This is a genomic window from Pedobacter segetis, assembly GCF_016623585.1.
GTDB classification, from domain to species: Bacteria; Bacteroidota; Bacteroidia; order Sphingobacteriales; family Sphingobacteriaceae; genus Pseudopedobacter; species Pseudopedobacter segetis.
Genome location: NZ_JAEHFY010000016.1, coordinates 1 through 23,787, shown reverse-complemented (window position 1 = coordinate 23,787; position 23,787 = coordinate 1). Strand labels below are relative to the sequence as shown.

Genomic DNA, 23,787 nt, shown 5'->3' with positions numbered 1-23,787 from the left:
TTGTTTAGCTTAAAACATATATTTTTGGCTCAAAACCTTTTCAGTAGTAAATAAAGTTGCAATATTTAACCCGGTGCCTTTGTTAAGCATAATTTTGAATTGTTGGTTGCCAGAGACCAGATTCAATTTTTTAGTTACCAATCTTCTGCCCAAAACATCTGTTAAAGTAAATGTGGATGTTTGGTTAGATGGGGAATAAATAGAAACTGAAATTTCATCTGCACCATAACTTTTAGTTACGTTAAGGGTTAAGCCCGATAAATCTGAAGAAACGCTGATGGTTTTTAACAAGGTAGATTTTCCATTAAGATCATATTGTGATAATTGATAATAAGCAGTACCCGGTGTTACATTTTGATCTACATAGCTATAAAATTTTTGGCTATCAGAATTTATACTTCCTGATACAGTAGCAATGGATGAAAAACTTTTACCATCTATAGATTTTGCAACATCAAAATATGCGTTATCTTTTTCAGATGCTGTTGACCAATTTAATTTTACACCGGCATTTTCTACTTTACCATTAAAGGTTAAGAAAGAAACTGGGAGTGTGCCACCTGTTAAAGGAACGGTAGCGTAAGTTGGGTTAGCACTAGCGGTGCCAGGTAATGCACCTAATGTTGCATAACTAGAATTACTATCATTAAATGAAAATGTTACCGTACCAGTTGTTAAGCTAATTTCAGATTTCTTGATTGAAAATTCAATAATCTTTTTAGAACCAACCGTAGTTAGTGCAGAAAAGTTGATAGTACTTGCAAATGTAGCACCGGATGGGGTCCATGAAAAACCACTTCCACCCGATTGATTAAAAACTGTACCACTTGTTAAATTTCCTTGAAAAAGTAAATCTGCACCAGAACCACCAGGGTAAGACCCTTGGATATAACCTGTAGCGGCATTATTATCAGAATTTAAAAAGAAATCAAATCTTTCTAAAGTCCATGCAGTTGTACCTTCCATGTAAATATAAATGTAATCTGCATCTGCATAGGTTTTTAAGCCTGTTAATGTTCCTGTGCCATCTGTACTGGTATATGCGATACCGTCCCAATCTGTAAATGTTCCGTCAATTGTAATAGAGATAGCAGCTTTTGCTGCATTGTTTAGTGCAAGCATTAATGCTAATCCTAAAATTGTTGTGTAAATTTTTTTCATGTTTTTTTATTTTAAATTGATTTATAAATTGTGTTCGTACACGCTTTTATTTAAGATATTATTTAAGTTTTAGCTCTTACCTAGTTATACAAGAGCTAAAACTTAATTTTATCACTAAATTATTTTAAACTAACATTGATGAATTTTTTGGCAGGACTTGCAGGTAATGCACCCTGTACAGCATAACCAGAATTTTCATCAAATAAAAGAAAGTTGATAGAGTTTTTAGGGTTACCGATAGAACTTTTCTTGATGGAAAACTCTATCACATTTTTATCAGCTACCGGTTTAATATCAGAAAATTTCATCACATCTATCATGTTTGCAACAGGGTTAAAAGTAAATGCTGTAACAGCACCCGTATGTTCAAAAACAGATCCCCCAGTATCTTTAGTTGCTGGTCCTTCGGCTAAATAATCTGCACCAGAACCATCAGCATAGGCTCCTACAAAATAACCAGTCGCAGGATTGTTGTCGGCATCAAAATACATATCAATTAATGCCATGTGCATATCTTTTGTGCCTTCCACATAAAAATAAATATCTGTTGCAGATGCGTAAGTTTTAACGGCCAACAATGTACCAGTGGTAGCTGCTGGATTTTGATAGGTATAATCCACATATTCCCAATCGGTAAAATCACCATCAATTTTAATATTTGGACCTAAAACAGATACCGTATCTATAAAAGTGCTACTCTCTGTACCGTTCTTTGTAGTTAAGGATACCAAAAAATCTCCTTTACTTTTAAAAATATGGGTAGGTGCTTTCTTATCAGATGTTTCTCCACTTCCATCACCAAAATCCCAACTGTATTCTGTAGAGTTTCTAGAGAAATTTGTAAAGTTAACTTTGTAACCATCGGCAACATAACTAAAAACCGCCTGGATACCACTCCCAGAACCTTCTTTTTTACAAGAAGCAATAGACAGCATTACCATGGTGATGCTGAATAAATAAATGATATTTTTTTTCATGTCTGTTTATTTTACGTTTGAAAATTTTATTTCTTAATTATTGGGCAACTACTTGTAAGTCTTTTGCCAATTTATTCATCCCTCCGTTTTCTGTTACCCAAACATCGGGGTTTGCCAATCTTATTGCATATTCCATTAATGGTTTAAGATTTGGGGCTTTATCTGCTATTCTTAAATAAACAGAGTAAGTACCAACTGGCACATTACTTAGGGTAATGCTTTCATCTATAACCACATTAACATTTGGTTTACATTTCCTTAGATCAACAGTTAAAGGGAATTCATAATAAGTGCTGGTAGTTTTGTTTTTTAAAATGATGTAAGAATTCTTTTTATTGTAATAAGGGGCGTAACCTCTATTTATCATGGTGATATCTAGTTTTAAAGACCCGTTGTTAACTGCTTGTTCTGGCAGATTGGTATTTAAAAATGCTAAACGATAACCTAGATTTCTTTGGAATGTATTAAAGCAGTTGTTGTTTTTCCAAAGTGCGATAGTTGGCAGATAGTAATCTAAATTAAGGTAAGTCCATTTCAATAACCTCATTTCTGCATCAGCAATTTCACAAGTTGGCGAAAAACCACTAGTTGGTACACAGGTTTCCCCACCGGTAGGCACATAATTAGCATCATTACTTATGTATTGCTTGTCGGCCAAAACATTAGTATAAGTACCATAATCTGTACCACCAGTTAAAAAACAATCGTTATGGTGCCCTACCCTGGCAATACCTTGTTCAGAAAAAGCATTTGCTTCTGTTACCGGACTTGTATTGTCAAAAATTTGTTGCTTAAATGCTGGTGTTCTTACCTGTACCATCAAATCCGGCGGTAATACGCTCAAAATTTTCTGCAATACGGCTTTCTCGTTCGCAAGAGTAGTTAACCCGTTTGATGAATCATGCCACTCGCCATAATTACCAATAATACCTGCTTGCATAAACGCTATTACATCTTTATTTGCTTCTAATAATGGCTTAAGTTGGTCTAAATGTTGATTAACAATAGATAATGGGGCATCATCACCAGTTTCGCTATAAGCAAAACGTAGAATTATTTTTAGGCCCGCTTCTCTTGTTTTATCAAAATCATCTTGGATGAGCTTTAATTCCGAAGCGCTTAATGGGCTACTTTTAAACTTATCAAAATAGAAAACCCTTAAAAATATAGATACGTTTGCCGCTCTTAAAGATTGTAATAGAGGTAAGCTTAAAGATTCACCTTCAGAAAAAACGATATAAGTGTGCATAAAGCCTCTTTCTGGATTCGGAAAAATCTCATTAGATTGTAGGTAGGTGGTACCTTTTACTTCGCCAGAGCCAGGATCCTTATTTTTTTTACAACTGACTATGCATGTAACTAAAATCAAACTAAATACTATTTTATATATGCTTTTCTTTATCATCGTTTCCGTTGTTTTATGGTAAATTATTAAAATTGATTTTTAGTTATACCCTGGGTTTTGGATAAATTTCCCTTTTCCTTCACTTACAGCTGTTAATGAAAATGGATATAATTTCTTAGAATCGTTGGTGTAAACAGAGTTTTCTACCAGCTTGCAACGAGAAACAAATTTTCCCATCCTGATTAAATCTGCCCGGTACTGGCCGTTCTCGCACCAAAACTCATGACTGCGCTCTAATAAAATCAGATCATTAAAATCTGCCAGAGAGGTATAATTTGCCAATTGTTTATCGGCTAAACCAGCCCTTTCTCTAATTTGGTTTACCAAATCTAATGCGGGTTGTGTGCCTGCACCAGCTAAATTGGCAATAGCTTCTGCTTTTGATAATAATACATCGGCATAACGGTACATGATAATATCCACGGTGGTTAAACCAGTAGTACGGTTAGCATCCTGGTTAATTTTTAATGGTAATGGACCATAGTTCAAAAAAGTTCCCGGGCTGCTGCGGTTATAGGTAATGCCATCTGTACCGGTATATTGAGAAATCAACATTGTTCTTCTTTTATCGGTTGGCTCAAAAGAATCATAAAAATACCAAGTACTTTGTATGGTTCCAAAACCTCCTTTTGGAGAGAAGTTAGCTGGCAAAACCATCAGCTGCCATTGATTTTCACTAGTACCAGCATAATCACAGGGGATAGCCCAAATTACTTCTTTACTGTTTTTTGCCCCTTCTAAATCCCACATCCCAACATAATTTGGATCTAATTGATAAGTGCCATAACCAATAATATCGTTAGCCAATGCTAAAACCTTATCATACCTTTTTTCATGGAGGTTAAGCCTTATCAAAATCATTTTGGCCAAGCCTTTACTAAAACGTCCGTACTCTGCTTCTGATGGTAAAGGAAGGTCTGCATCGGCGGCAGTTAGATCATCCTCAATAAATTTTACCATGTCATCATTACTTAATCTGGCCAAAGGTGCTTCTACTAATGGATTATTTAATACATCTAAAGGCGCAACCACTAAAGGGCCATAAAGATCAAATAAAGTATAGGCCAATAAACCCCTTGCACAACGTACTTGGGCAATAGCTTTTCTTTTTACCTCTTCACTTACAGATGACTTATTTATTAGATCTATGGTTTGAGTCATCATACTGATTTTATTATTATAATCATCGTAATAATGGGTAAAGCCTAAGTCTTGCGGATTAAAATTATGTAAGGTAGCTAATAGCTGGTCTCCATAAGCACCATGTAGTGTTTCAGTTGTTGCATCTGATAAATACATCACCCCTTTTTCTGAGGTGGAGAAAATACCGTTACCGTAAGCCCCTCTTAACGGATAGTAAGCTGCATTAACCAAAGCGTCTATATCTGATGCAGATTTAGGAAAAATACTAGTGTTGATATCCCCATAATCAACAGGGTTTAAGTCTTTGGTACAACTACCTAATGCAAACACGCCAGATAATATTAATATTTTATATACTTTCATTTTCGTTTCTTTTAAATGTTAAATTAAAATGTAAAGTTTAATCCAAGAGTGAAAGTTCTTATATAAGGATAAGCCGCTGTATAAGAATCTGTTTCTGGATCTACCCCAGTATAAGGTGTAATTACAAAAAGGTTTTGCGCATCGGCATGGATCCGAGCATTAGAGAAAACCCCCTTCAACAGTTTGGTTGGTACATTATATCCTAATGAAACGTTTTGTAACCTTATAAACCACGCTTTTTGAACAAAGAAATCTCCGCTACCATAAGGTGATCTACCGTAGAAAGAACTAGGTTGGGTAGTAGAGGGATTAGTTGGTGTCCATCTATTTTTTACGGTTCTTAATGCATTATATCCTTGTACATATACTGGCTCTGCAACAACACCATAGGTTACAAAATTAGGATCGGCAAAACTTCTACCAAACAAACCATTAAAATCGAAATTCAGACTAAAGTTCTTATATCCTAATATATTGGTCATACCCGCCATAAAGCTCGGGTCTGATGTTCCCATCAATTTGGTGTCCGCATCATCAATAATACCATCCGGCGCACCTGTTCTTTGGAATCTACCGTTGGCATCCACTACAGGGTTACCAGCTGCATCTCTAACAAAACCATTAATATCTTTTATTTTAATATCACCTGGTATTAATGCAGGTTGCGATATTGGCGGTGCTTCTCCGATTTGTAATATACCGTCAGAAACCCTACTGTATATTGCTCTGATTGGATCTTTATCACCTACATAAACCGCGGGCTTAAAGTCTGGTGCTCTTTCTAACCAATTATCTTTATATCTGGCAATGTTGAACATTGTTCTCCATTGAAAATCTTTTTTCTGGATATTCCTGGTGGTTACGCTAAACTCAAACCCTCTACTTCTAGTTTTACCTATATTAGCAATAACGGTATTGATCTGTTGGTAAGAGTTAAGTATTTTATTATCTAAAAGATCGGATATAACATTATTATAAATCTCTAAAGAACCTTCAACTTTTCCATTGAATAAAGAATAATCAACACCAAAGTTTGATCCTGTTGTGGTTTCCCATTTCAAATCAGGGTTTTCTAATCTAGTAAGTGAAACACCCGTTGTAGGAACATCACTACCAGAAAGATAGGCGTTATAAGCACCATAGGCGGCAAAAGCATTAGCGCCAGAACCTCCATCAATTCCAGAAATAGAAGCATTACCAGTTTGTCCATAACTAAAGCGCAGTTTCAATTGAGAAACAGTGTTCTTAATTTTATTAAAAAAAGGTTCCTCTGCAACATTCCATGCAATGGCGGCAGATGGAAAAGTGCCATATTTATGATTCTTTGCGAAAACACTAGCACCATCTGTACGTACAGTAGCAGTAAATAAATATTTGCTCTTATAATTATAGTTAAGCCTACTAAAATAGGATACAAAAATATTATCAGACCCTGTTGAGCTAGGCGCAATTTGATTTGTACCTGCACCTAAATTATTCCATAAAAAAGCATCTGTAATAAAACCCGAAGCTGCTGCACTATTAAACCTATTGTATAGTTTCTGTTGTGATGCACCCACTAAAAAACTAAAATTATGCTCTCCTGCAAATGTTTTGTTGTAATTACCGGTAGCTTCTAACAAATAATCGTCAGTTGTAGCATCAGATATTGATGCTCTACCGTTTTCTGTAGCACCGTTGACCGTTGTTGTTGGAATATAACTTTTTCTATCTGTTACACCCCTATCCAAACCTGCTTTCAATTTAAAAGTTAAATCTTTAATTGGGGTTATATCTAAATAAGAGTTTAACAACATCCTATCTACCCTGCCCTGATCAGAAATGGTTAGTAAAGAATATGGATTGGGCTGTAATGCCAATTGAGGGTTTAGAGGATAATTTCCATTTTCATCTATGGCTTGTATTTGCGGCCCTTGTTGTATAGCTGCCCTAATTACACCAGAGTTTTCATATTGATCGCCCCCTAACTGACTGTTTAAATTATCAATCCTACTGGCAGTTAAATTAACCCCTAATTTAATATATTTATTGATGTCTTGATCTATATTGGTTCTTATAGAATATCTCTTAAAACCCGAGTTTTTAACCACTCCGTCTTGATTATAGTAATTCCCAGATATTAGATACTTGGTATCTTTTGAGCCTCCAGAAATTGAAAGATTATGTTGAGCAGTAGAACCATTTCTAGTCACTAAGCTTAACCAATCTGTTCCTCTGCCTACATTATTTATAGCATTTTGAGTAAACTGGTTTCTGTAAGGTTGTACGCCATTAGCTATTACTTCATCTCTTGTGCTAAAGCCATAAGGGGCAACTTTGTTTTCAAAATCCCACTGTTCTTGTCCTGCAGCATTTCTAACCTGCATCCATTCATTTAAAGGCAAAACATCAAACGTGTTTTCATTAAATTTTTGGAACGAAAAGTTATTAGAGTAGTTAACACTTGGTTTTCCTTCTTTCCCTTTTTTAGTGGTGATCAAAATTACACCATTAGCGGCCCTTGCACCATAAATTGATGTTGCACTCGCATCTTTTAATACTTCAATAGATTCAATATCATTTGGGTTAAATGAATTTAAAGGACTTTGCGTACCTGTTTGGTACCTGCTATTTAGTGCTGGTTGCTGTATATCAGTTATGGGAAAGCCATCTACCACGTATAAGGGTTGGTTACTGGCCTGTACCGATCCAGCACCACGTACCAAAATATCAAAACCGCCGCCTGGTTGTGCGCTATTTTGCCTGATTGTTAAACCAGCAACTTTACCTTTTAACATGCTCCCAATCTCTGGCCCGGATGACATTACCAAATCCTCGGCTTTAACAGATGAAACCGCCCCGGTTAAATCTCTTTTTTTAACGCTACCATAGCCAATTACCACAACTTCATCAAGGCCACCTGTAATAGGCTTAAGACTGATCTGTAATTTTGTTTTTCCCGCCAAAGGAACTTCTTGAGTTGCGTATCCAATAAAAGAGAAAATTAAAGTTCCGTTCCCATCAGGAACCGTAATAGAAAACTCACCGTTTACATTAGAAAGAGTACCTATTGATGAACCTTTGAGCTTTATACCAACCCCCGGCAAAGGCTGACCATTTTCATCAACTACTTTCCCATCAATTTTAACCACAGAAAATATTTTATCTAGATGATCAGCAAAAGGGGTTTCCTTAGGCATGATCACCACTGTTTTATCTTTAATAGTATAGGATAATGGTTGGGAAAGAAACAGCTTATCTAAAGCATCTTTAAGCGTGAGATTAGAAAAATCTACGGTTACGCTGTTAGATGTTCTTAAAGCATCGTCGTTATAAAGAAAACTATAACCGCTCTGGCTTTTGATTTCTTTCAATACTTTCTCAAGAGGTGCGTTCTTCTTGGATAAAGTAATGTTTTGAGCAAAACTCACAGCTGCATGCGCTTGTATAAGCGAGCTTAATAGAATGATGATCGTAATTTTCATGACCAAAATGATTTTTTTTATGTGGCCACGATAGACACATAAATCTTTTTGCGTATAAATTTTATACATTTGAATGGGTTTAATTCGTAAATATTTAGTTTTTTGAGACAAATTTTTTCGATAACCTGAGTTTTAACTGGAATTTTGGTTGCCGCCAAGATTTCAGTTTTTTTATTTTCTAGGTTAAGGGCTTTCTTCGATTTCTTGTTTTTTCATGATTTGGGTTAGTTTAGTTTAATTATTCTGTTACAGTGATTGTTTTATCTTTAATCTTAAAATGTACGCTGTTTGTTAATTCTAGCGTAGCCAGTACTTCTGAAACATTTTTATATTTAGATATGGTACCCGTAAATGTTGAACTAGCAATCCCGCTTTCATAATTTACATCAACGTTGTACCACCTAGCCAATTTTCTCATGATACTTTCAAGGCTTTCGTTCACAAACATAAACTGTCCATTTTTCCAAGCAACGGCTTCTTCTACGTCCACATTTTTCTTAAATAGACTCTTGTTGGCCAATACAGATTGATTACCCGGTTCTAAAATTAAATGTCGGTCTGTTTTTTTAGATTTTACCTTTACAGAACCTTCTAATAATGTTGTTTTGGTAGAAGCCTCATCGTTATAAGCATTTATATTGAAATGAGTACCTAGAACTTCTACAGTTTGAAGATCAGAAATTACCCTAAACGGTTTTGTTTTATCTTTTGCTACTTCAAAATATGCCTCGCCTTTGAGGCTAACCTCTCTTTTGCTACCCAAGAAACAAGTAGGGTAACGCAAAGAAGATGCTGCATTTAACCAAACTTTTGTACCGTCTGGTAAATTGATTTGATATTGGCCGCCTCTGGGAGTCTCGATCATATTATACGCATTAAGGTTTGTGTTTGATGATCTTGGATCTGTTATTGTATATACTAATTTCCCGTCTGCTGTTTTTGTGATTAAAATACCCGATTGTTTTGCAAGCTCTCCATCTTTTGCATCATCCAAACTTATTTTTTTGCCATTTGCCAAAGTTAAAATAGCCTTATTCCCTCCGGGTTTTATATCTTTTACAAATTGTTTCTCAATATTGTTAACCTGTTTTTTGGCGTTATTTTTATAAAAATATAAACCGGCACCTATAAAAAAAATCACAATTGCTGCCGCAATTTGAGACCATTTAAACATTCTTCTTGTAGGATGGTATTCTTCTTCTAACCTGCTACTAACCTCTTTAAGATCGCTTAGTTGCTCTTCTTCGGTTAGATCTAAATGATGATCTAAATTCTGTTGTAAATACCAAGTTTCAATTAAGGCTTTTTCTGTTTCGGTACAATTACCCGAAAGATATTTTTGTATGAGCAGTTTAGCCTGGTTTTCTTTCATCATATTATAAGAATTAATATTCCTATATAAAGAGATACAGGCAACTAAGCCTTAGGGGGTAAAAAAATTTAATATTTTGTTTACGATATTTTAATATTTGGTTTAAAGCAAATTTTAGCACCTATCTAAGTCACATTTAACTAAAAGGCTTTCTTCTATAAATGAGTTAAGACTAAAAAATGCCCAATTTAAACCTTAAAACTTTTAATGCGTGTTGTATATGCTTACGGACGGTTTGTTCAGAAATATCAAGCTCATAAGCTATCTTTTTATGACTGTAATTTTGTTTTCTGCTCAGTTCAAAAACATGGCGCATTTTTAAGGGCATTGCTGCAATTTGCTTTTCAATAACTTTAGATAATTGGCTTTCTCTAACTAAGTGATCGGTTACACACTCTCCTTTTTCAATAAAACTACCCAGAGAAACAATATATGCCGATTCAATTTTTTTATGCGATAGAAGATTAAAGATTCTGTTCCTTACTGCGGCGTATAAATAAGTAGAAAGGTTAGGGCCAAATGAAAGCTGGTCATGTTTCATCCATATGGTAGAGAAAAGTTCGTGAATAATATCTTTTGCTTCTTCTCTATTTCTAATCCATTTATAAGTATGAATATGCAATAACCAATGGTATCTATTATAGATTTCTGTAAATGCGTCCCTATCCCCTTCTTTTAGTAAAGCAGTCAATTCAGCATCGTTAAAATCTTGATATATTGGCATATTAAATCAATTCTTAAGAAATAAACAATAAATTTTAATAAAAAAATGCTACTGCAATTTCTTATTAACCTCTTTAAGTTTGGTTTATATTGGTATTATAAAAAACTAATCTAATGATAAAAAATCGAATAAAAAAAATAAATGTTTGCGAACACACATTTTTCTTTAAAAAAATTATTCATCCATCATAGAAAAGAATATTTTAGTTAACCTAGGCGCTCTCCAAATCCTCCTCAATAAAGTAATTAACGTTTTCTTTGGTAATAATATCTAATGGAAGATATTTTAATAAAGGAACTTCTTTATTAAAAATAAGCTTATCGGTTAAAAGCTTTAAACTCCAAAACCCTTGTCCTTTAGGGTTTTGATTAATTAAAAAACTAATGGTATTATTTTTTAGGTAGTGTAAATTTTTTGCCAGAAGATCATATCCTATAATATTTACATCATGTATATGTTTCTGGTTTAAATAACTGGCTATTTCAAAAGATTTAGAGGTGGTTACGAAAACACCTTTTATGTTTGGATTGTTTTCAAAAATGTTATCCATTTGGCCAACAAAAGACGCATAATTTGGTCTCGTAATTTCTGCTTTTAAGATATCATATTGTTGTAAATTGTTCTGGCTAAAATAATTTTTGAAACCCAATTCTTTTTTCTCTAGATGCGCAGCATTTGAAGTTTCTTCGTCAAAATGCGCCAACAGAATTGTACAAGGTTCTGATAGGCCATAATGGATCAACTTACCGGCTAGATAACCACTTTGATAAGAATCTTGACCAATATAACTTAGTGGCTCAAAATCTGATATTTCTGTATTGAACAATACAAATGGGATTTCGGATTTTTTCCAACTCTCAAAAAATGGAAGTACTTCCCTATGAAAAATAGGGGTTAAAATAATCCCATCGGGGTTATCTAAACTAACTTCTTTTGCTTTATCTACAAAAGATGAAGCTGTGTAGGGATCAAAAAAGTAAAATTTAACCTCTAGGCCAAATTGCTTAAGTTCTTTTAAAGATTTTTTTATGCCTGCCTTGGGCGCAAACCAATAACTGTCATAAGATTCATCAGGAATTAAAACCGCAACTTTATACTTTTTTTTAGAACTTAAGGCTCTAGCAATAATATTTGGCTCATACTCCATTTCTTTTAAGATACGGAGTATTTTTTCCTCTACTTTGGGGGCAACTTTACCCCTCTTATGTAAAACACGATCAACTGTGCCCGCACTTACCTTAGCTTTTAAAGCGATATCCTTTATAGTGATAGTTTTATCATTCATGGTTGAGCCGCATTTGGTTGGATAGCGAAAATAAAAAAAATTGACATTAATTTACTAACTTAAATAAAAGCCTGTTTAAGCTACAAATAATCTGGCAAAATCTTTTAATGGCAACAATTTTATCTAAACTAAAACATTATTCTTCGCATCGTTAATGATTTTTTCTAATTCTTCTTTTTTTGCATAAAGCTTCTTGAACAATTGGAACTGTGCTTTTGTGCGTACCAAATTATGGGATGGATAGGCAATTTTATAATAAGTATCTCCTTGCAAATAATCTGTCAAGAAACGGATTGCTTGCATAAAAGGGAAAAGAAACACAGCTAAGTACAAAGATTTTATTTCATCATCTGTTAAAAAAACCAAAGCTTCTTTTAAATAACCTTCTGTATAAGCTTTAAATAAAGAAATATTCACATCAATTTTATTCAAATTGGCTTCGTCTTCTTCTGCGGTATTTGCTAAGGTTCTAATGGCATCACCAAAATCATAAGCAACATAACCAGGCATTACGGTATCTAGATCAATGATACAGATTACTTTATCGTTCTTATCAAACAATATGTTGTTAAATTTTGTATCGTTATGGGTAATTCTTTTAGGTAACAAACCTTTTTCTCCCATTTCATAAAGGCTGCACATAAAATCTTTATGTTGCTCAATCAATGCAAGTTCTTCATTAACTTCATTTACCCTCCCGGCGCAATTTTCTGTTACTGCGTTATAAAAATTTGCTAATCTAAATTTAATGTTATGGAAATCTTTTAGTGTCTCTTTTAATAAATTCGGATCCATATCGGCCAACATCCGCTGAAAGCGACCAAAAGCTTCGCCACCTTCATAGGCCTGCTTGCTAGATGTAATTAAATCATAGCTGATAGAATCTTTTATAAATTGGTACATTCTCCAAAAATTTCCATCATCATCTTCAAGAAATAAAACACCCTCGGTTGTGGGGATTAGTGTGAGTACTTGTTCAAAAGATTTATCGGTCTTAAATTCTCCATTTAACTTAGCCCCTAAATGTGCAGAAACCCTAGAAATATTTACCACAACCCCTTCAACATCTTTAAAAATATGATGGTTAATACGTTGTAAAAGATAATCTGGGCAACTTTTATCAATATTTTGAATAAAAAAAGTATCATTGATATGCCCCGAACCAAAAGGTTTTGTAGTTAGAACATCTCCCTCAATAGCAAACTTTTTGGCAAGGTGTTCAATTTTGTTTTTCTGGAATGTTGTGTTTTCCATATCTATGTTACTTTTGGATAAAAGAGATAATATCGTTCATGATGTTGTTTGCTAGTTTATTCGCCCCTGCTTCAGATGTTGATTCAGAATAGACCCTGATGATGGGTTCGGTATTTGATTTTCTCAAATGCACCCATTGCTTTTCAAATTCTATCTTTAATCCATCTATGGTACTATGTGGCTTGGTTTTATGTTTATCCTTTACTTTTTGAAGGATGTCATCCACATCCATCCCTTTTTTTAGGTTGATTTTATTTTTTGAAATAAAGTACATTGGATAGCTCGCTTTAAGCGTTGAAATCTTTTTTTCTGATTTGGCCAAATGAGTTAAGAAAAGAGCAATACCCACTAAAGCATCTCGCCCGTAATGCAATTCTGGATAAATAACACCTCCGTTTCCTTCCCCACCTATAACAGAACCTGTACTTTTCATCAGGTTTACTACGTTTACTTCTCCAACGGCAGAGGCATTGTAAACTTGATCGGCAGCTTCTGTAACATCTCTTAAAGCTCTTGTAGATGATAGATTTGATACGGTATTACCAGGATTATGTTTTAAAACATAATCTGCAACCGCAACCAATGTATATTCTTCGCCAAACATCGTCCCATCTTCACAAACAAAACAAAGGCGGTCAACATCTGGATCTACCACAATGCCTAGATCTGCTTTATGCTCTTTAACGGTATCAGAAATTGCTGTTAAATGCTCTGGCAAAGGTTCTGGGTTATGTGGAAAATGTCCATTAGGCTCACAAAAAAGCTCATAAACAGTTTCTACACCTAAAGCTTTTAACAATGCGGGTATAAAAACCCCACCAGAAGAATTTACACAATCAATAGCTATTTTAAAGTTTGCATTCTTAATAGCAACAGCATCAACCAAAGGGAGCAATAAAATTTGATCGATATGTTTTTGAAGGTAACTATCATCAAAACTAACATTCCCCAAATTATTTACTTCCTCAAAATCAAATTCTCCAGCCTCTGCAATAGTTAAAACCTCCTTACCATCTTCTTCATTAATAAATTCACCCTTATGGTTTAATAATTTTAACGCATTCCATTCTTTAGGGTTATGACTTGCTGTTAAGATGATACCACCTCCTGCTTTTTGATCTGGAACGGCAATTTCTACGGTAGGCGTTGTAGAAAGACCTAAATCTACCACATCAATTCCTATACTTTGTAAAGTACCAACCACTAAATTCCTTACCATCTCTCCAGAAATCCTAGCGTCTCTGCCTAAAACAATTTTTTTATTACCTGTTTTAGACAATATCCATTTACCATAAGCAGCGGTAAATTTAACAATGTCAACGGGTGTTAATCCTTCTCCAGATTTTCCACCTATGGTTCCCCTGATACCGGAAATTGATTTAATTAATGTCATTTGGTTAATTTTAATCTTACTAATAATAAAATCATTGTTTAACAATTATTATTTTGATGTTTAAAAGGGTTTCAAAATATTCATTTGTGAATTTTACAGTATTATTTTTTGCAGTTCCATATTTGATACAAGAAACAACCGAATACTACTTCTATTTCTAAAGCATTAATCGGAATTAGAATGAGTTTGGGCCGTCGTTAAAATTTATATCTCACAAATGCCTCAATAGCTTCGTATTCTGCCAATCCTAAATTATTATAAGCTCTGGCTGTTTCACTAGTCCTATCCTCTGCCCTTACCCAAAACTCACGGGCATCATCGCCGGGGAAAACAGGAATGTCTTTTTGTGATTGATGTTTAAAAATAGCCTGCCTTTTCCTAATAACCTCATTAGGAGAGAGTGGAACAGCCATTTCAATTTCATCAATTTCAAACTCATGCCAGGCACCTCTGTAAAGCCACAGCCAACAATCTTTTGTCCATGGGTCTGTTTTTCTTAAACGAGTGAGTGCCTCTAAAATAATATTGAAACAAACTTTATGCGTACCATGTGGATCGGCAAAATCACCCGCAGCAAATATCTGATGAGGCCTTATTTCTTGCAAAAGAGCTATGGTTTGCTTGATGTCGTCTTCAAAATCCACTTTTTTAGAAGTTTTCCCTCTATCGTAAAAAGGGAGGTCCATAAAATGGATATTTTGATCTGGCAAACCTGCAAATCTAGCGGCTGCGGTGGCTTCTCCTTTTCTTATCAAACCTTTAACAGTACGTAATTCTAAATTATCTGGCTGATTGGGTTTTTTACCTCTCAAAAAAGAACAAGTATCCTTATAGATTTTTTCTAATTCTGCGGCATTATGGTTTTGGGATTTAGAAAAATCGATATTGAACTCCATAAAGCGTAGAGCATCCTCGTCCCAAACTGCAGTGTTTCCAGATGTTTGATAAGCTACATGGACATTATGCCCTTGATCTGCCAAACGTATGAATGTGCCTCCCATAGAAATCACATCGTCATCTGGGTGTGGAGAAAATACTACGGATTGTTTTTTTGCCGGTTCTGACCTTTCTGGGCGTTGCGAATCATCTGAGTTAGGCTTGCCACCGGGCCAACCCGTTATTGTATGTTGTATCTTGTTAAAGATATCGATATTGATATCGTAAACCGGACCTTTTTCTGTGGCTAATTGCGCCATACCGTTGTTGTTATAATCAGATTCGGTTAACTTTAAAATAGGTTTATTTAAAGTTTTCGCCAACCAAATTACCGCTTTTTTAATCATGGCGCTATTCCAAACGCAATCTTTAACTAGCCATGGGGTAGCGAAACGGGTAAGATTGGAGGCTGCGTCAATATCCAATATGAACTCCACATTATCTGATAGTTGTAAGTAAGTTGCAGGTACATCGGCAGAGATACCGCCCTCAACCGCTTTTTTAACAATGGAAGCTTTTTTCTGGTTCCACGCCATCAAAATGATCTGTTTAGCTTTAAAAATTGTACCCACACCCATTGTTATGGCTTTTTTTGGTACATTTTCTTTACCTCCAAAATCGCGTGAAGCATCCCTGCGGGTTAAATCATTAAGGGTTACTAATCTTGTTCCAGAATTTGGTGCCGACCCTGGTTCGTTAAAACCAATATGCCCTGTACGGCCAATTCCTAAAATCTGTATATCCAAGCCCCCGTGTGCGGTTATCTTCTTCTCATAATTGGCACAAAAATCAAAAATTTGTTCTTCTGCCAACTCACCATTAGGGATATGAACATTCATCATATCAATATCTACATGATCAAACAAATTTTCTTTCATAAAAGCCACGTAACTTTGGGTAGCATCAGGTTTCATCGGATAATATTCATCCAAGTTAAAGGTGATAACTTTTTTAAAACTCAAGCCTTCTTCTTTGTGCAAACGGATTAACTCTTTATAAACATTAACAGGTGTTGCGCCCGTTGCAAGCCCTAAAACTGTTTTCTCGCCTTTAGCATCCTTTTCTTTTATTACAACCGCAATCCTGTTGGCAACCTTAATAGACGCAGTCATTTCGTCTTTGTAAATGCTTACTGGCAATTTTTCAAACCTTGTTTCTTCAAGAAGGTTTAATCTGATAGTGTTCATGAACGTTTAATTTTAAAATTGGTTAATGTGTCCGAACACAAATATAATATTTTTTATTTGTGTTCGGACACATATATTTATTATTATTTTTAGTAATATATAAAGCACCTGTTAGGTTCTCCTATAACTAGTATATCCAAAATCGCATCTTTTAACCTCTAATTCCTAAATAAACCATCTCGATCAATTGCAATTAGGTATTAAAAAACCTAAACTGTAAGGAATTTAAGGCCGATGAAACAAATAAAGACTTTGAAAGAAAACCGCAAAGCTTTGTTAACAGAACATGAATGGCAGAACTTTATAAACAGGTGATATTTGATGCGCTCGGAAATGACAGAAAAAACTTTGAAGAAAAGCGCAGGAAATTAATTGCCGATATTTCCGGGCAGAACAATTCGCTAACCAATATAAGAGCTTTACTCCTATCAAATGATATTGATATTGAAGATTATAAAATCATGAAGTCAAAATGTGAAGATAAAATTGACAGACTTGAGGCCCAGCTGAAAGAATTAAAAACATGGCTGGTGTTAAAAGTGATATAAATGAAATTGTGAATGAAGATTTAATAAGGCTAAAAAAGTTTACGGAATTATATTTCAAAGGCAATATTGAGGACAAAAGCTATATCATCGGACCGATCTTGTTAGATAAATGGACGATTTATGAGAATAAAGGTCGAACCCGGTAAAGTGAACCATGCCGCTCTTCTTATCTATCAGATCAACAAAATGTTAGGGAATAAAAAAACCGGAGTTAGAATTAACTCCGGCTGGGTACTCAAAGACATATTGGAGTCGAATCAATTCTTGGAAGATTTGATGAAATTGTGCAAGATTTAGGAGAGTATCTACTCCAATTTGTAATTTTAAAATGGGGCCCAGAAAAGGGCATATTATTTTTATTATTGGTTTTATTGACAAAATATGGTGGCTTAAAACAAAAAAATCACTTGAATTTAAATGGTTTATTTCTAGATGAACTGGCTTCTATCGGGTGGCAGATGCCACCAATAGTCTGCCAAAATAACCTGCATATTTTTTATCAAGAAACAGAGGAAATATAATGATTTCCACCAATATTCTCCTATTTCTGTAGTGCTTCCCTTTATAAGCCCAGTAACAGGTTCCGGGCCTACAATGGCATATATATCAAATTTCCGTGTGCTATTGTCCCGTTATTTTAATAGTTCCAGATATTGCAGTTCCTGCCAAATCATCGTCCGATCAAAGTCTGTTATTCTAAATTCACAGCCTCTTCAATATCCTCTTTAATAAATCCCCAATGTTTACCCCTTAAGCAGATCGGATCGGGATCATTATCCGCTTTTGAAAAGTCGGTGAAATTTTTTCGGATTGCAGACTCATCATGTGTCCACTCAAACCGTTGAAAGTGCAACGAAATCATATTATTGACTTGATAATTTTCAAGTATCTCATGCAAGTCCCAAAAATCCTTTTTCCTGCCACCCCGTTGTACAACATCTACTTTCATGGCAATAATTTCTTCAAGAGTAGCCAATCTTATACCGTCTTCCATTACAGGTTCCTGAAAAAAAGAATCCATAGAATAAAAAAGATCAAGCTTGACAACATTGTCCTTATCATTACCAATGAGATAGGTTTTACCCATACCCGGATTTCCTCCAAAATCTCCCGACACATACATAAAAGAAGCCATAAGCAGATTTTCTATGGCGTCAAAATCAACAGATTGATAAGGTGCATCAGTAAAGAGGTCGATATCAATAGACATCCTATGCCCAAGATGCAAGCTTAACGCCGTACCGCCAACCAAGCGAAAATCTTTAAGCTCTTCAGTCTGCATCAATAACTGAAGACTTTCTTTTAACAAATCGTTTACAGTTTCCCAATGCAACATTATCTGGCTTTTAAATGTTGCATTACCGGAATTCGACTATATGGGTCGGATTTTCCCGTTACTTCCCTTATTTTATCTTCACTGTAAAACCTGAATATCTCCTTTTTCTCCTGCTCATTACCACGTTCAAAAACACGGTTTATAACATAAGCGGAATTTTTATCCCAGTCTATCTTGTTGATATCAGTATCCCAGAAAAGTATTTTACGAAGGATAGAAAGATCAGGACGGCTGGGTGTGCATTCTTTTTTTTTCTGCTTTTCTATATCGTAAAAAGTTTGCAGCAATGCCATTGTTCCTTCTTCAAGACCAAGCATTTTTTCAATCTTTAGTGCCAACGGGATGTTTAAATCCCTATTCCCCTTTGTAATGGCATTAATGGTTTGGGGATGTTCAGAAAGTGAAAGCGCAAAGTAACGCTGCGAAAGCCCTCTTTTTTTTAGTTCACGCTCCAATACTGCTCCGGGATGTATCCCTTTATATTTTTCGTATTTCCAAATCACACTCAAATATAAACAAATCTGTTGATATTGTAATACGTAAAATCTTACAACAATTGCTTTAACGATCAATTACAGAGTTTTACTGGTCTGCATTGCGTGAATTTAAGCAAATAACAGGTCATTTTAATACATGAAAGTTATCAAAGGCGGAAAAGCGGAGTTTTCGGAGGCTCTTAAAAAGGTAGAATCAGCGAAACTTCCTATCGACAGAGACCCTGAATATTACAAAGAATGGAAACGTATTTTCGTTGCAGAACACAACAAAAGAATTTCAAAACCTGAGATTTCCTACTAATATCAGAAATTAATCATGAGAAAACAATTCTAATTATTTTAGTGTTATCTATCTTAACGTCATATAAAAAGGACGAACAAAGAAGATTTTAATTAGAGTTGAAGCTCCAGAAGCTAAGATACACCTTTGTAAACGATAGAGGGGCAAAGATAGAGCTTTCATCTGCTTTGTATGAAAAAGAGGTTATGTTTATGACAGAGAAACTATTGATGTTCAAGTTGGATTAATCAGTAATATAACTCACTTCAAAAGGATCTCATTATTAAAAGTATTTTTCCGGTTATTCAATCAATAACGTGTGTAATACCGTGTGCATTATATTTTAAAAAGAATCATATTTAACCCTTTCTACAGATGAACTCATAAGGAGCATTCCTAATCTTCTTATATTTCTTACACCACCAAATGTACCAACCGGATTATTCAGCATCTGTTTCATCAGACTGAACAATGTCTTATATACGTTATCTTAGTTTCCGTCTAATCAAATCCGTTCTTCAATTCTTCGCGAACCTTGATTTTCAGTCGTCGTGATGCCGGTTTGAAAAACCGATAGTGGGACTTTAAACATCGCTACAGGCTGTTATAAACACCCTGATCTTTGCAATTACTCGCTGTAACCGCTTTACTTCTCTTTTTGTTTCCTTCATTATTTTTAAATTTTATGAACGGATTATACCCAGGAATTGCGATTCGTTTCACTAAGACCCAAATATTCACGGGAGTTTTTAGAAAAGAAGAACTGCATAGATAGGTATGCTTAAATACCAGTTTATTTTGTATCTGGAAATTAAACTTTAGCTTTAAGTTGGCTTAGAGAAAAGTAATTGGCTTCAAATTAGATTTTAGATATGAATGATGATGTACAAAAAATTAAAGAAACTCCATACCAATCGGAAATAAACAAAGCCTGGGATGAGTTTCATAAAGATAACATTGATGTAAGTCAGCAGATTTGTCTAAAGTTGATTAGCCAATATTCCGACAAATCCAGTTGTAATTACCTTTTAGGACATATACACCGTATAAAAAAGCTGTTTCAGCAGTCTGCTGATGAGTTTCAAGCTGCACTGGAAAAAGATAATGGTAGTAATGCGGGATATATATATTACTGGCTCGGCGAAATATATGGCGAATCTGGTTGGGGAGACGATGAGTGTATTTATATCTATGACAGAAACAAGTCAGATCAATTTTATGAACAAGCTAAAGCCTGCGAAAGTTACCCTGCGGACTTGCTGTTTAAAAATGGCTATAAACTAAAAGGAAAACAGAGAGTTGATAACTACGAATTAGGGATCAGCAAATTTCCGGAAATGCCGGATTTTTACATCAAGCTTTCACATCACTATGAGCAGCTTGGATTGTCTGATTTGCAACTCGCTACGCTAGAAAGGGCTTTGGAAAATGATTGGCTGTCAGCCTCAATTTTTTACAATTTGGGGCTATTCTACTATAAAAAAGGAAATTTTAGTGTAGCCCGAGATTATTTTTAAAAAGCCTTGTCAAACAACACAGATCGTTCAGCATACAATTTTGCTATAAATTACTGGTTGGGCTGTTCAGCGGAAAAAGCTGGCGACTTCACTGTGTCAGAAGCCTGCTATCTATCAGCTTATAAAGATGAAAAAGATCATCAGGACAGGATGTTTGGTTTTCTTGGCCTAATCTCCATTTATATTCAAACAAACAATCGCCCAAAGCTAGATGAACTCATTATAAATCTTGAAATCAAGGCAGGGCTTATTAGCGAAATGGGTAACATCAACGGTGGCCCCATACACTTATCTCAACATGCTACTGATAGCATTCATTTTGAGCAATTGAGTGATTTGTATAAAGTGTTTAATAAAGTTACGCTCGACCGCGGTAATGACCATCTAAACGGTAAGATTTGGTTGGTAAGGGGTTTTATGGCAGTCAACCTATCTAAGTATAATGACCAATATAAAGCAGTGGTGAACGCAAGAAAATACATCAACAGTTACCAGTATGATTTTCTTGATGATTTACATATTCAGGCATTAAGAGATTTGCTTTTTAATAGTGGCGAATCTATTGCTGATGTAACTAAGTTTTATAACACACTCGTAAAGGATTTGGATACTTATGACGTGGGGGGATTTTTGGTAAAATACGGTGAGAATGTAATTAACATGTTATTTGAACATGCCTTATATGACAAGGTGGTTAACTTTTCAGCCTACCTGAATCTGGAAAAATTAGAGGAAAGCAACTTCCTGTTTAAGATCGCCTATTCCTACGCCCACATTAAGAATTACACAAAGGCGCAGCAGTTATACAATCAATACCTGAGGGAGCATGGTGATAACAGCGCTGTACTGAACAATCTCGGTATTTTGATGGCAAATGACAGTAAACACGAAGAAGCTATTCAACTTTACAAACGAGGGTTGCTTATTGCACCTGAAGATGTTAATTTAAGCAAGAACCTGAAACTGGCGGTGCAGAAAAAGGAAGATGAAGAAGAACGTATTAATAAGGAAAAAAATCTTCGCCAGGAGCATTTGGCATCTACCAATTACCTCAAGTCGGAAAATGATTGGGTATTGGATAAGTTGCTGCACTTCGTAGCAGAAGTAAAAAAAGACGAGGGGTTTGAAGACGGGGAAGTGCCGTTAGCCAAGTACAAATTTCAAAAGTACCTGAATGTAGATAAGCAGCGTGCCGAATCATTAATCTCACAATGGCTGAATAAAGGATATCTAAAAGATACGGGTTATAGACATGACTATAATGTTGTGATTTATTCGGTAAACCCTTTTATCGAAGATGAAATCAAACGGGTGCAGAAGAGAAAGATACCTAAAGGGTGGATAGATGGTTTTGTTCAAATTTCAGTCGATACTTTGGATGTCTGCGAGTATTTTTCTATGATAGATAAAATCGCAAAAGCAAACAAAAAGTTTCGTGACCTTTTAGAAAGAGATTTTAATGAGCTTACATACAACTACTTGGTCGGGCACGAAAAAGCTACTATCGTTCTTTCAGGATCTTTAGTAGAACTGGCACTGATCTACTACTGCTAAAAGAAAAAATTTTCTACAATTAGCTGGAATGATCCCAAAGGAAATGTGAAAAGCAAAAAGCTCTATGATTGCGTACTGAATGATCTTATTACTTTTATCGAGCAATCGAAATCATTCGGTGCTGATTTTACCCATCTTAGCAATCTGTCCAGATTATACAGGAATTTTGTGCATCCTGGCAAAGAACTAAAGTCGTCTTTGGATAAGTCAAAAGCTAATATTTGTTACCTGAGTACAGTAGAGATATTGAAAAATATTCTTTAGTCATAAGTTGACTTCTATTTAAGCTGATATTTAACAATAATCTTATCGTAACTATTTTTGTAATGAATAATACCCTAGAATATTTAACAGATGTAAGAGATAGGCTGGAATTTGTGCCCTATAAACAAATTTTTCAAGCTATTACGGATATGCGCGATAAATTCATACCGACCGCGGTTATACATAAGGGAGCTTATATTGACCGCGTTCGTATACATAAACAGATAACGGACGTTTTTTACAAAGAAGAGGATGTAAGTTACATACATGATAAGGAGATTATTGAGAAATACGTTGGTTATGGCCGAGCCAATAAGGAAAAATAAGCAATATTTTATGGGGCTGTTGAATCACCTGAAATTAAGCAACCCAGGATAGTTGCTTACTTTGAAACCTCACCTATTTTGAAAGAACTTGAAAAACATGATAATGTTGTCGAACTTTTTACGGTCAGCAGGTGGCGAGTAATTGAAGATATAGAGGTTTTAGAGATGATTTTCAGTGATGAGGCGCTTAAGGTAAGTAAGTATGCACAAATGTCACTGGAACATCAATTGCAACACTATCAGAATTTACCTATGGCTACGGAATATGAAGAAGAAGGCCGGTTCTTTTCCAATGAATTTGCACATAGTCATATACGTCCTGACGAGGACTATAAGTATAAAATTACTTCTGCTTATGCCAACTATGTTTGGGAAAATACGCATTTAAAAGGTATTACCTATCCGAGTGTACGGTCATTGTATCTTGGGCAGAACGTTGCATTGCTACCGGAGGTTGTAGATAGTTCATTGCGATTGGAAGCTCCTGTTGGCATATTCAAATTCGAGCGGATTAATGGTGTCAACCAGCCGGTTGACAGTACCCACACTGCTATGGATCTCGGTAAAAACAACACAGCGTTTATTTGGGAGCTTACATACCAGCCGGAAAATTTTAGGTAAAGGACATATTTGTAATGACCCAACCCTGCCATTCTTTAATATTATAAAAAGGGATATCAGACTTAATAATATCGCAGGAGATGTTGAATTGTTTTGTCATAAGTGGAGATTCCGATGAAGTTGACCACCCTATTCCGATTTAAACTGGCCAGTCATTCCGTTAGAAACTGACCAGAGTAT

General features: G+C 35.2%; 20 protein-coding genes. 7 read left to right on the top strand and 13 right to left on the bottom strand.

The annotated features are described in order from the left end of the window. Positions 1–9: 9 nt before the first annotated feature. The 11 genes from I5M32_RS11865 to nagB all read right to left on the bottom strand — a co-directional run bounded on the left by I5M32_RS11865 (position 10) and on the right by nagB (position 16,664). Positions 10–1,161, bottom strand: a complete 1,152-nt coding sequence (locus I5M32_RS11865; RefSeq protein WP_200586598.1) for a hypothetical protein — start codon at positions 1,159–1,161, stop codon at positions 10–12. 119 nt (positions 1,162–1,280) lie between these two features. Next, complete coding sequence (locus I5M32_RS11860) at positions 1,281–2,138, bottom strand: PKD domain-containing protein (protein ID WP_200586597.1); 858 nt, start codon at positions 2,136–2,138, stop codon at positions 1,281–1,283. A gap of 37 nt (positions 2,139–2,175) precedes the next feature. After that, the gene (locus I5M32_RS11855) at positions 2,176–3,507 is read right to left on the bottom strand and encodes a DUF4832 domain-containing protein (protein ID WP_200586593.1); all 1,332 of its coding nucleotides are present in this window, start codon (positions 3,505–3,507) and stop codon (positions 2,176–2,178) included. 75 nt (positions 3,508–3,582) lie between these two features. Further along, entirely contained in the window at positions 3,583–5,049 is a 1,467-nt protein-coding gene (locus tag I5M32_RS11850; RefSeq protein ID WP_200586591.1) for a RagB/SusD family nutrient uptake outer membrane protein, read from the bottom strand. A gap of 23 nt (positions 5,050–5,072) precedes the next feature. Next, positions 5,073–8,513: a TonB-dependent receptor gene (locus tag I5M32_RS11845; protein WP_200586588.1), complete on the bottom strand. Its 3,441-nt coding sequence runs from the start codon at positions 8,511–8,513 to the stop codon at positions 5,073–5,075. 238 nt (positions 8,514–8,751) lie between these two features. Continuing rightward, positions 8,752–9,888 carry a FecR family protein gene (locus I5M32_RS11840; RefSeq protein ID WP_200586587.1) on the bottom strand — a complete coding sequence of 379 codons (1,137 nt, stop codon included), beginning with the start codon at positions 9,886–9,888 and terminating at the stop codon, positions 8,752–8,754. A 169-nt stretch (positions 9,889–10,057) separates the two neighbouring features. Then, positions 10,058–10,609 carry an RNA polymerase sigma factor gene (locus I5M32_RS11835; RefSeq protein ID WP_200586585.1) on the bottom strand — a complete coding sequence of 184 codons (552 nt, stop codon included), beginning with the start codon at positions 10,607–10,609 and terminating at the stop codon, positions 10,058–10,060. A gap of 211 nt (positions 10,610–10,820) precedes the next feature. Continuing rightward, on the bottom strand, positions 10,821–11,894 hold the full coding sequence (locus tag I5M32_RS11830; RefSeq protein WP_200586583.1) for a substrate-binding domain-containing protein: 1,074 nt from the start codon (positions 11,892–11,894) through the stop codon (positions 10,821–10,823). 123 nt (positions 11,895–12,017) lie between these two features. Next, the gene (locus I5M32_RS11825; protein ID WP_200586581.1) at positions 12,018–13,148 is read right to left on the bottom strand and encodes a phosphotransferase enzyme family protein; all 1,131 of its coding nucleotides are present in this window, start codon (positions 13,146–13,148) and stop codon (positions 12,018–12,020) included. Between the two features lie 7 nt (positions 13,149–13,155). Beyond that, positions 13,156–14,541 carry a phosphoglucosamine mutase gene (gene glmM / locus I5M32_RS11820; RefSeq protein ID WP_200586580.1) on the bottom strand — a complete coding sequence of 462 codons (1,386 nt, stop codon included), beginning with the start codon at positions 14,539–14,541 and terminating at the stop codon, positions 13,156–13,158. Positions 14,542–14,738: 197 nt separating this feature from the next. After that, the gene (gene nagB, locus I5M32_RS11815) at positions 14,739–16,664 is read right to left on the bottom strand and encodes a glucosamine-6-phosphate deaminase (protein WP_200586570.1); all 1,926 of its coding nucleotides are present in this window, start codon (positions 16,662–16,664) and stop codon (positions 14,739–14,741) included. Between the two features lie 290 nt (positions 16,665–16,954). On the opposite strand from nagB, the gene I5M32_RS11810 reads away from it, so the two are divergent. Then, the gene (locus I5M32_RS11810; protein WP_200586568.1) at positions 16,955–17,212 is read left to right on the top strand and encodes a hypothetical protein; all 258 of its coding nucleotides are present in this window, start codon (positions 16,955–16,957) and stop codon (positions 17,210–17,212) included. A 691-nt stretch (positions 17,213–17,903) separates the two neighbouring features. Here the strand turns inward: I5M32_RS11810 and I5M32_RS11805 are convergent. Together I5M32_RS11805 and I5M32_RS11800 are read right to left on the bottom strand one after the other, a co-directional pair. Next, a complete protein-coding gene (locus tag I5M32_RS11805) occupies positions 17,904–18,548 on the bottom strand; it encodes a nucleotidyl transferase AbiEii/AbiGii toxin family protein (protein WP_200586566.1) in 645 nt (214 codons plus the stop codon). Further along, complete coding sequence (locus I5M32_RS11800) at positions 18,548–19,120, bottom strand: helix-turn-helix transcriptional regulator (RefSeq protein ID WP_234461946.1); 573 nt, start codon at positions 19,118–19,120, stop codon at positions 18,548–18,550. The genes I5M32_RS11805 and I5M32_RS11800 overlap by 1 nt, the downstream gene beginning before the upstream one ends. A 61-nt stretch (positions 19,121–19,181) precedes the next feature. Here I5M32_RS11800 and I5M32_RS11795 point away from each other — a divergent pair, with 61 nt between their 5' ends. The 6 genes from I5M32_RS11795 to I5M32_RS11775 all read left to right on the top strand — a co-directional run bounded on the left by I5M32_RS11795 (position 19,182) and on the right by I5M32_RS11775 (position 23,607). Continuing rightward, the gene (locus I5M32_RS11795) at positions 19,182–19,346 is read left to right on the top strand and encodes a hypothetical protein (RefSeq protein ID WP_200586564.1); all 165 of its coding nucleotides are present in this window, start codon (positions 19,182–19,184) and stop codon (positions 19,344–19,346) included. 98 nt (positions 19,347–19,444) lie between these two features. After that, positions 19,445–19,573 (top strand): hypothetical protein, encoded by a 129-nt coding sequence (locus I5M32_RS16875; protein ID WP_262895601.1) that lies wholly within the window; start codon positions 19,445–19,447, stop codon positions 19,571–19,573. A 624-nt stretch (positions 19,574–20,197) separates the two neighbouring features. Next, entirely contained in the window at positions 20,198–20,842 is a 645-nt protein-coding gene (locus tag I5M32_RS11790) for a tetratricopeptide repeat protein (RefSeq protein WP_200586562.1), read from the top strand. Between the two features lie 6 nt (positions 20,843–20,848). Then, positions 20,849–22,396 carry a tetratricopeptide repeat protein gene (locus tag I5M32_RS11785; protein ID WP_200586560.1) on the top strand — a complete coding sequence of 516 codons (1,548 nt, stop codon included), beginning with the start codon at positions 20,849–20,851 and terminating at the stop codon, positions 22,394–22,396. A 326-nt stretch (positions 22,397–22,722) separates the two neighbouring features. After that, positions 22,723–22,986 (top strand): hypothetical protein, encoded by a 264-nt coding sequence (locus I5M32_RS11780; RefSeq protein ID WP_200586558.1) that lies wholly within the window; start codon positions 22,723–22,725, stop codon positions 22,984–22,986. Between the two features lie 78 nt (positions 22,987–23,064). After that, a complete protein-coding gene (locus tag I5M32_RS11775) occupies positions 23,065–23,607 on the top strand; it encodes a hypothetical protein (RefSeq protein WP_200586556.1) in 543 nt (180 codons plus the stop codon). Positions 23,608–23,787: the final 180 nt, after the last annotated feature.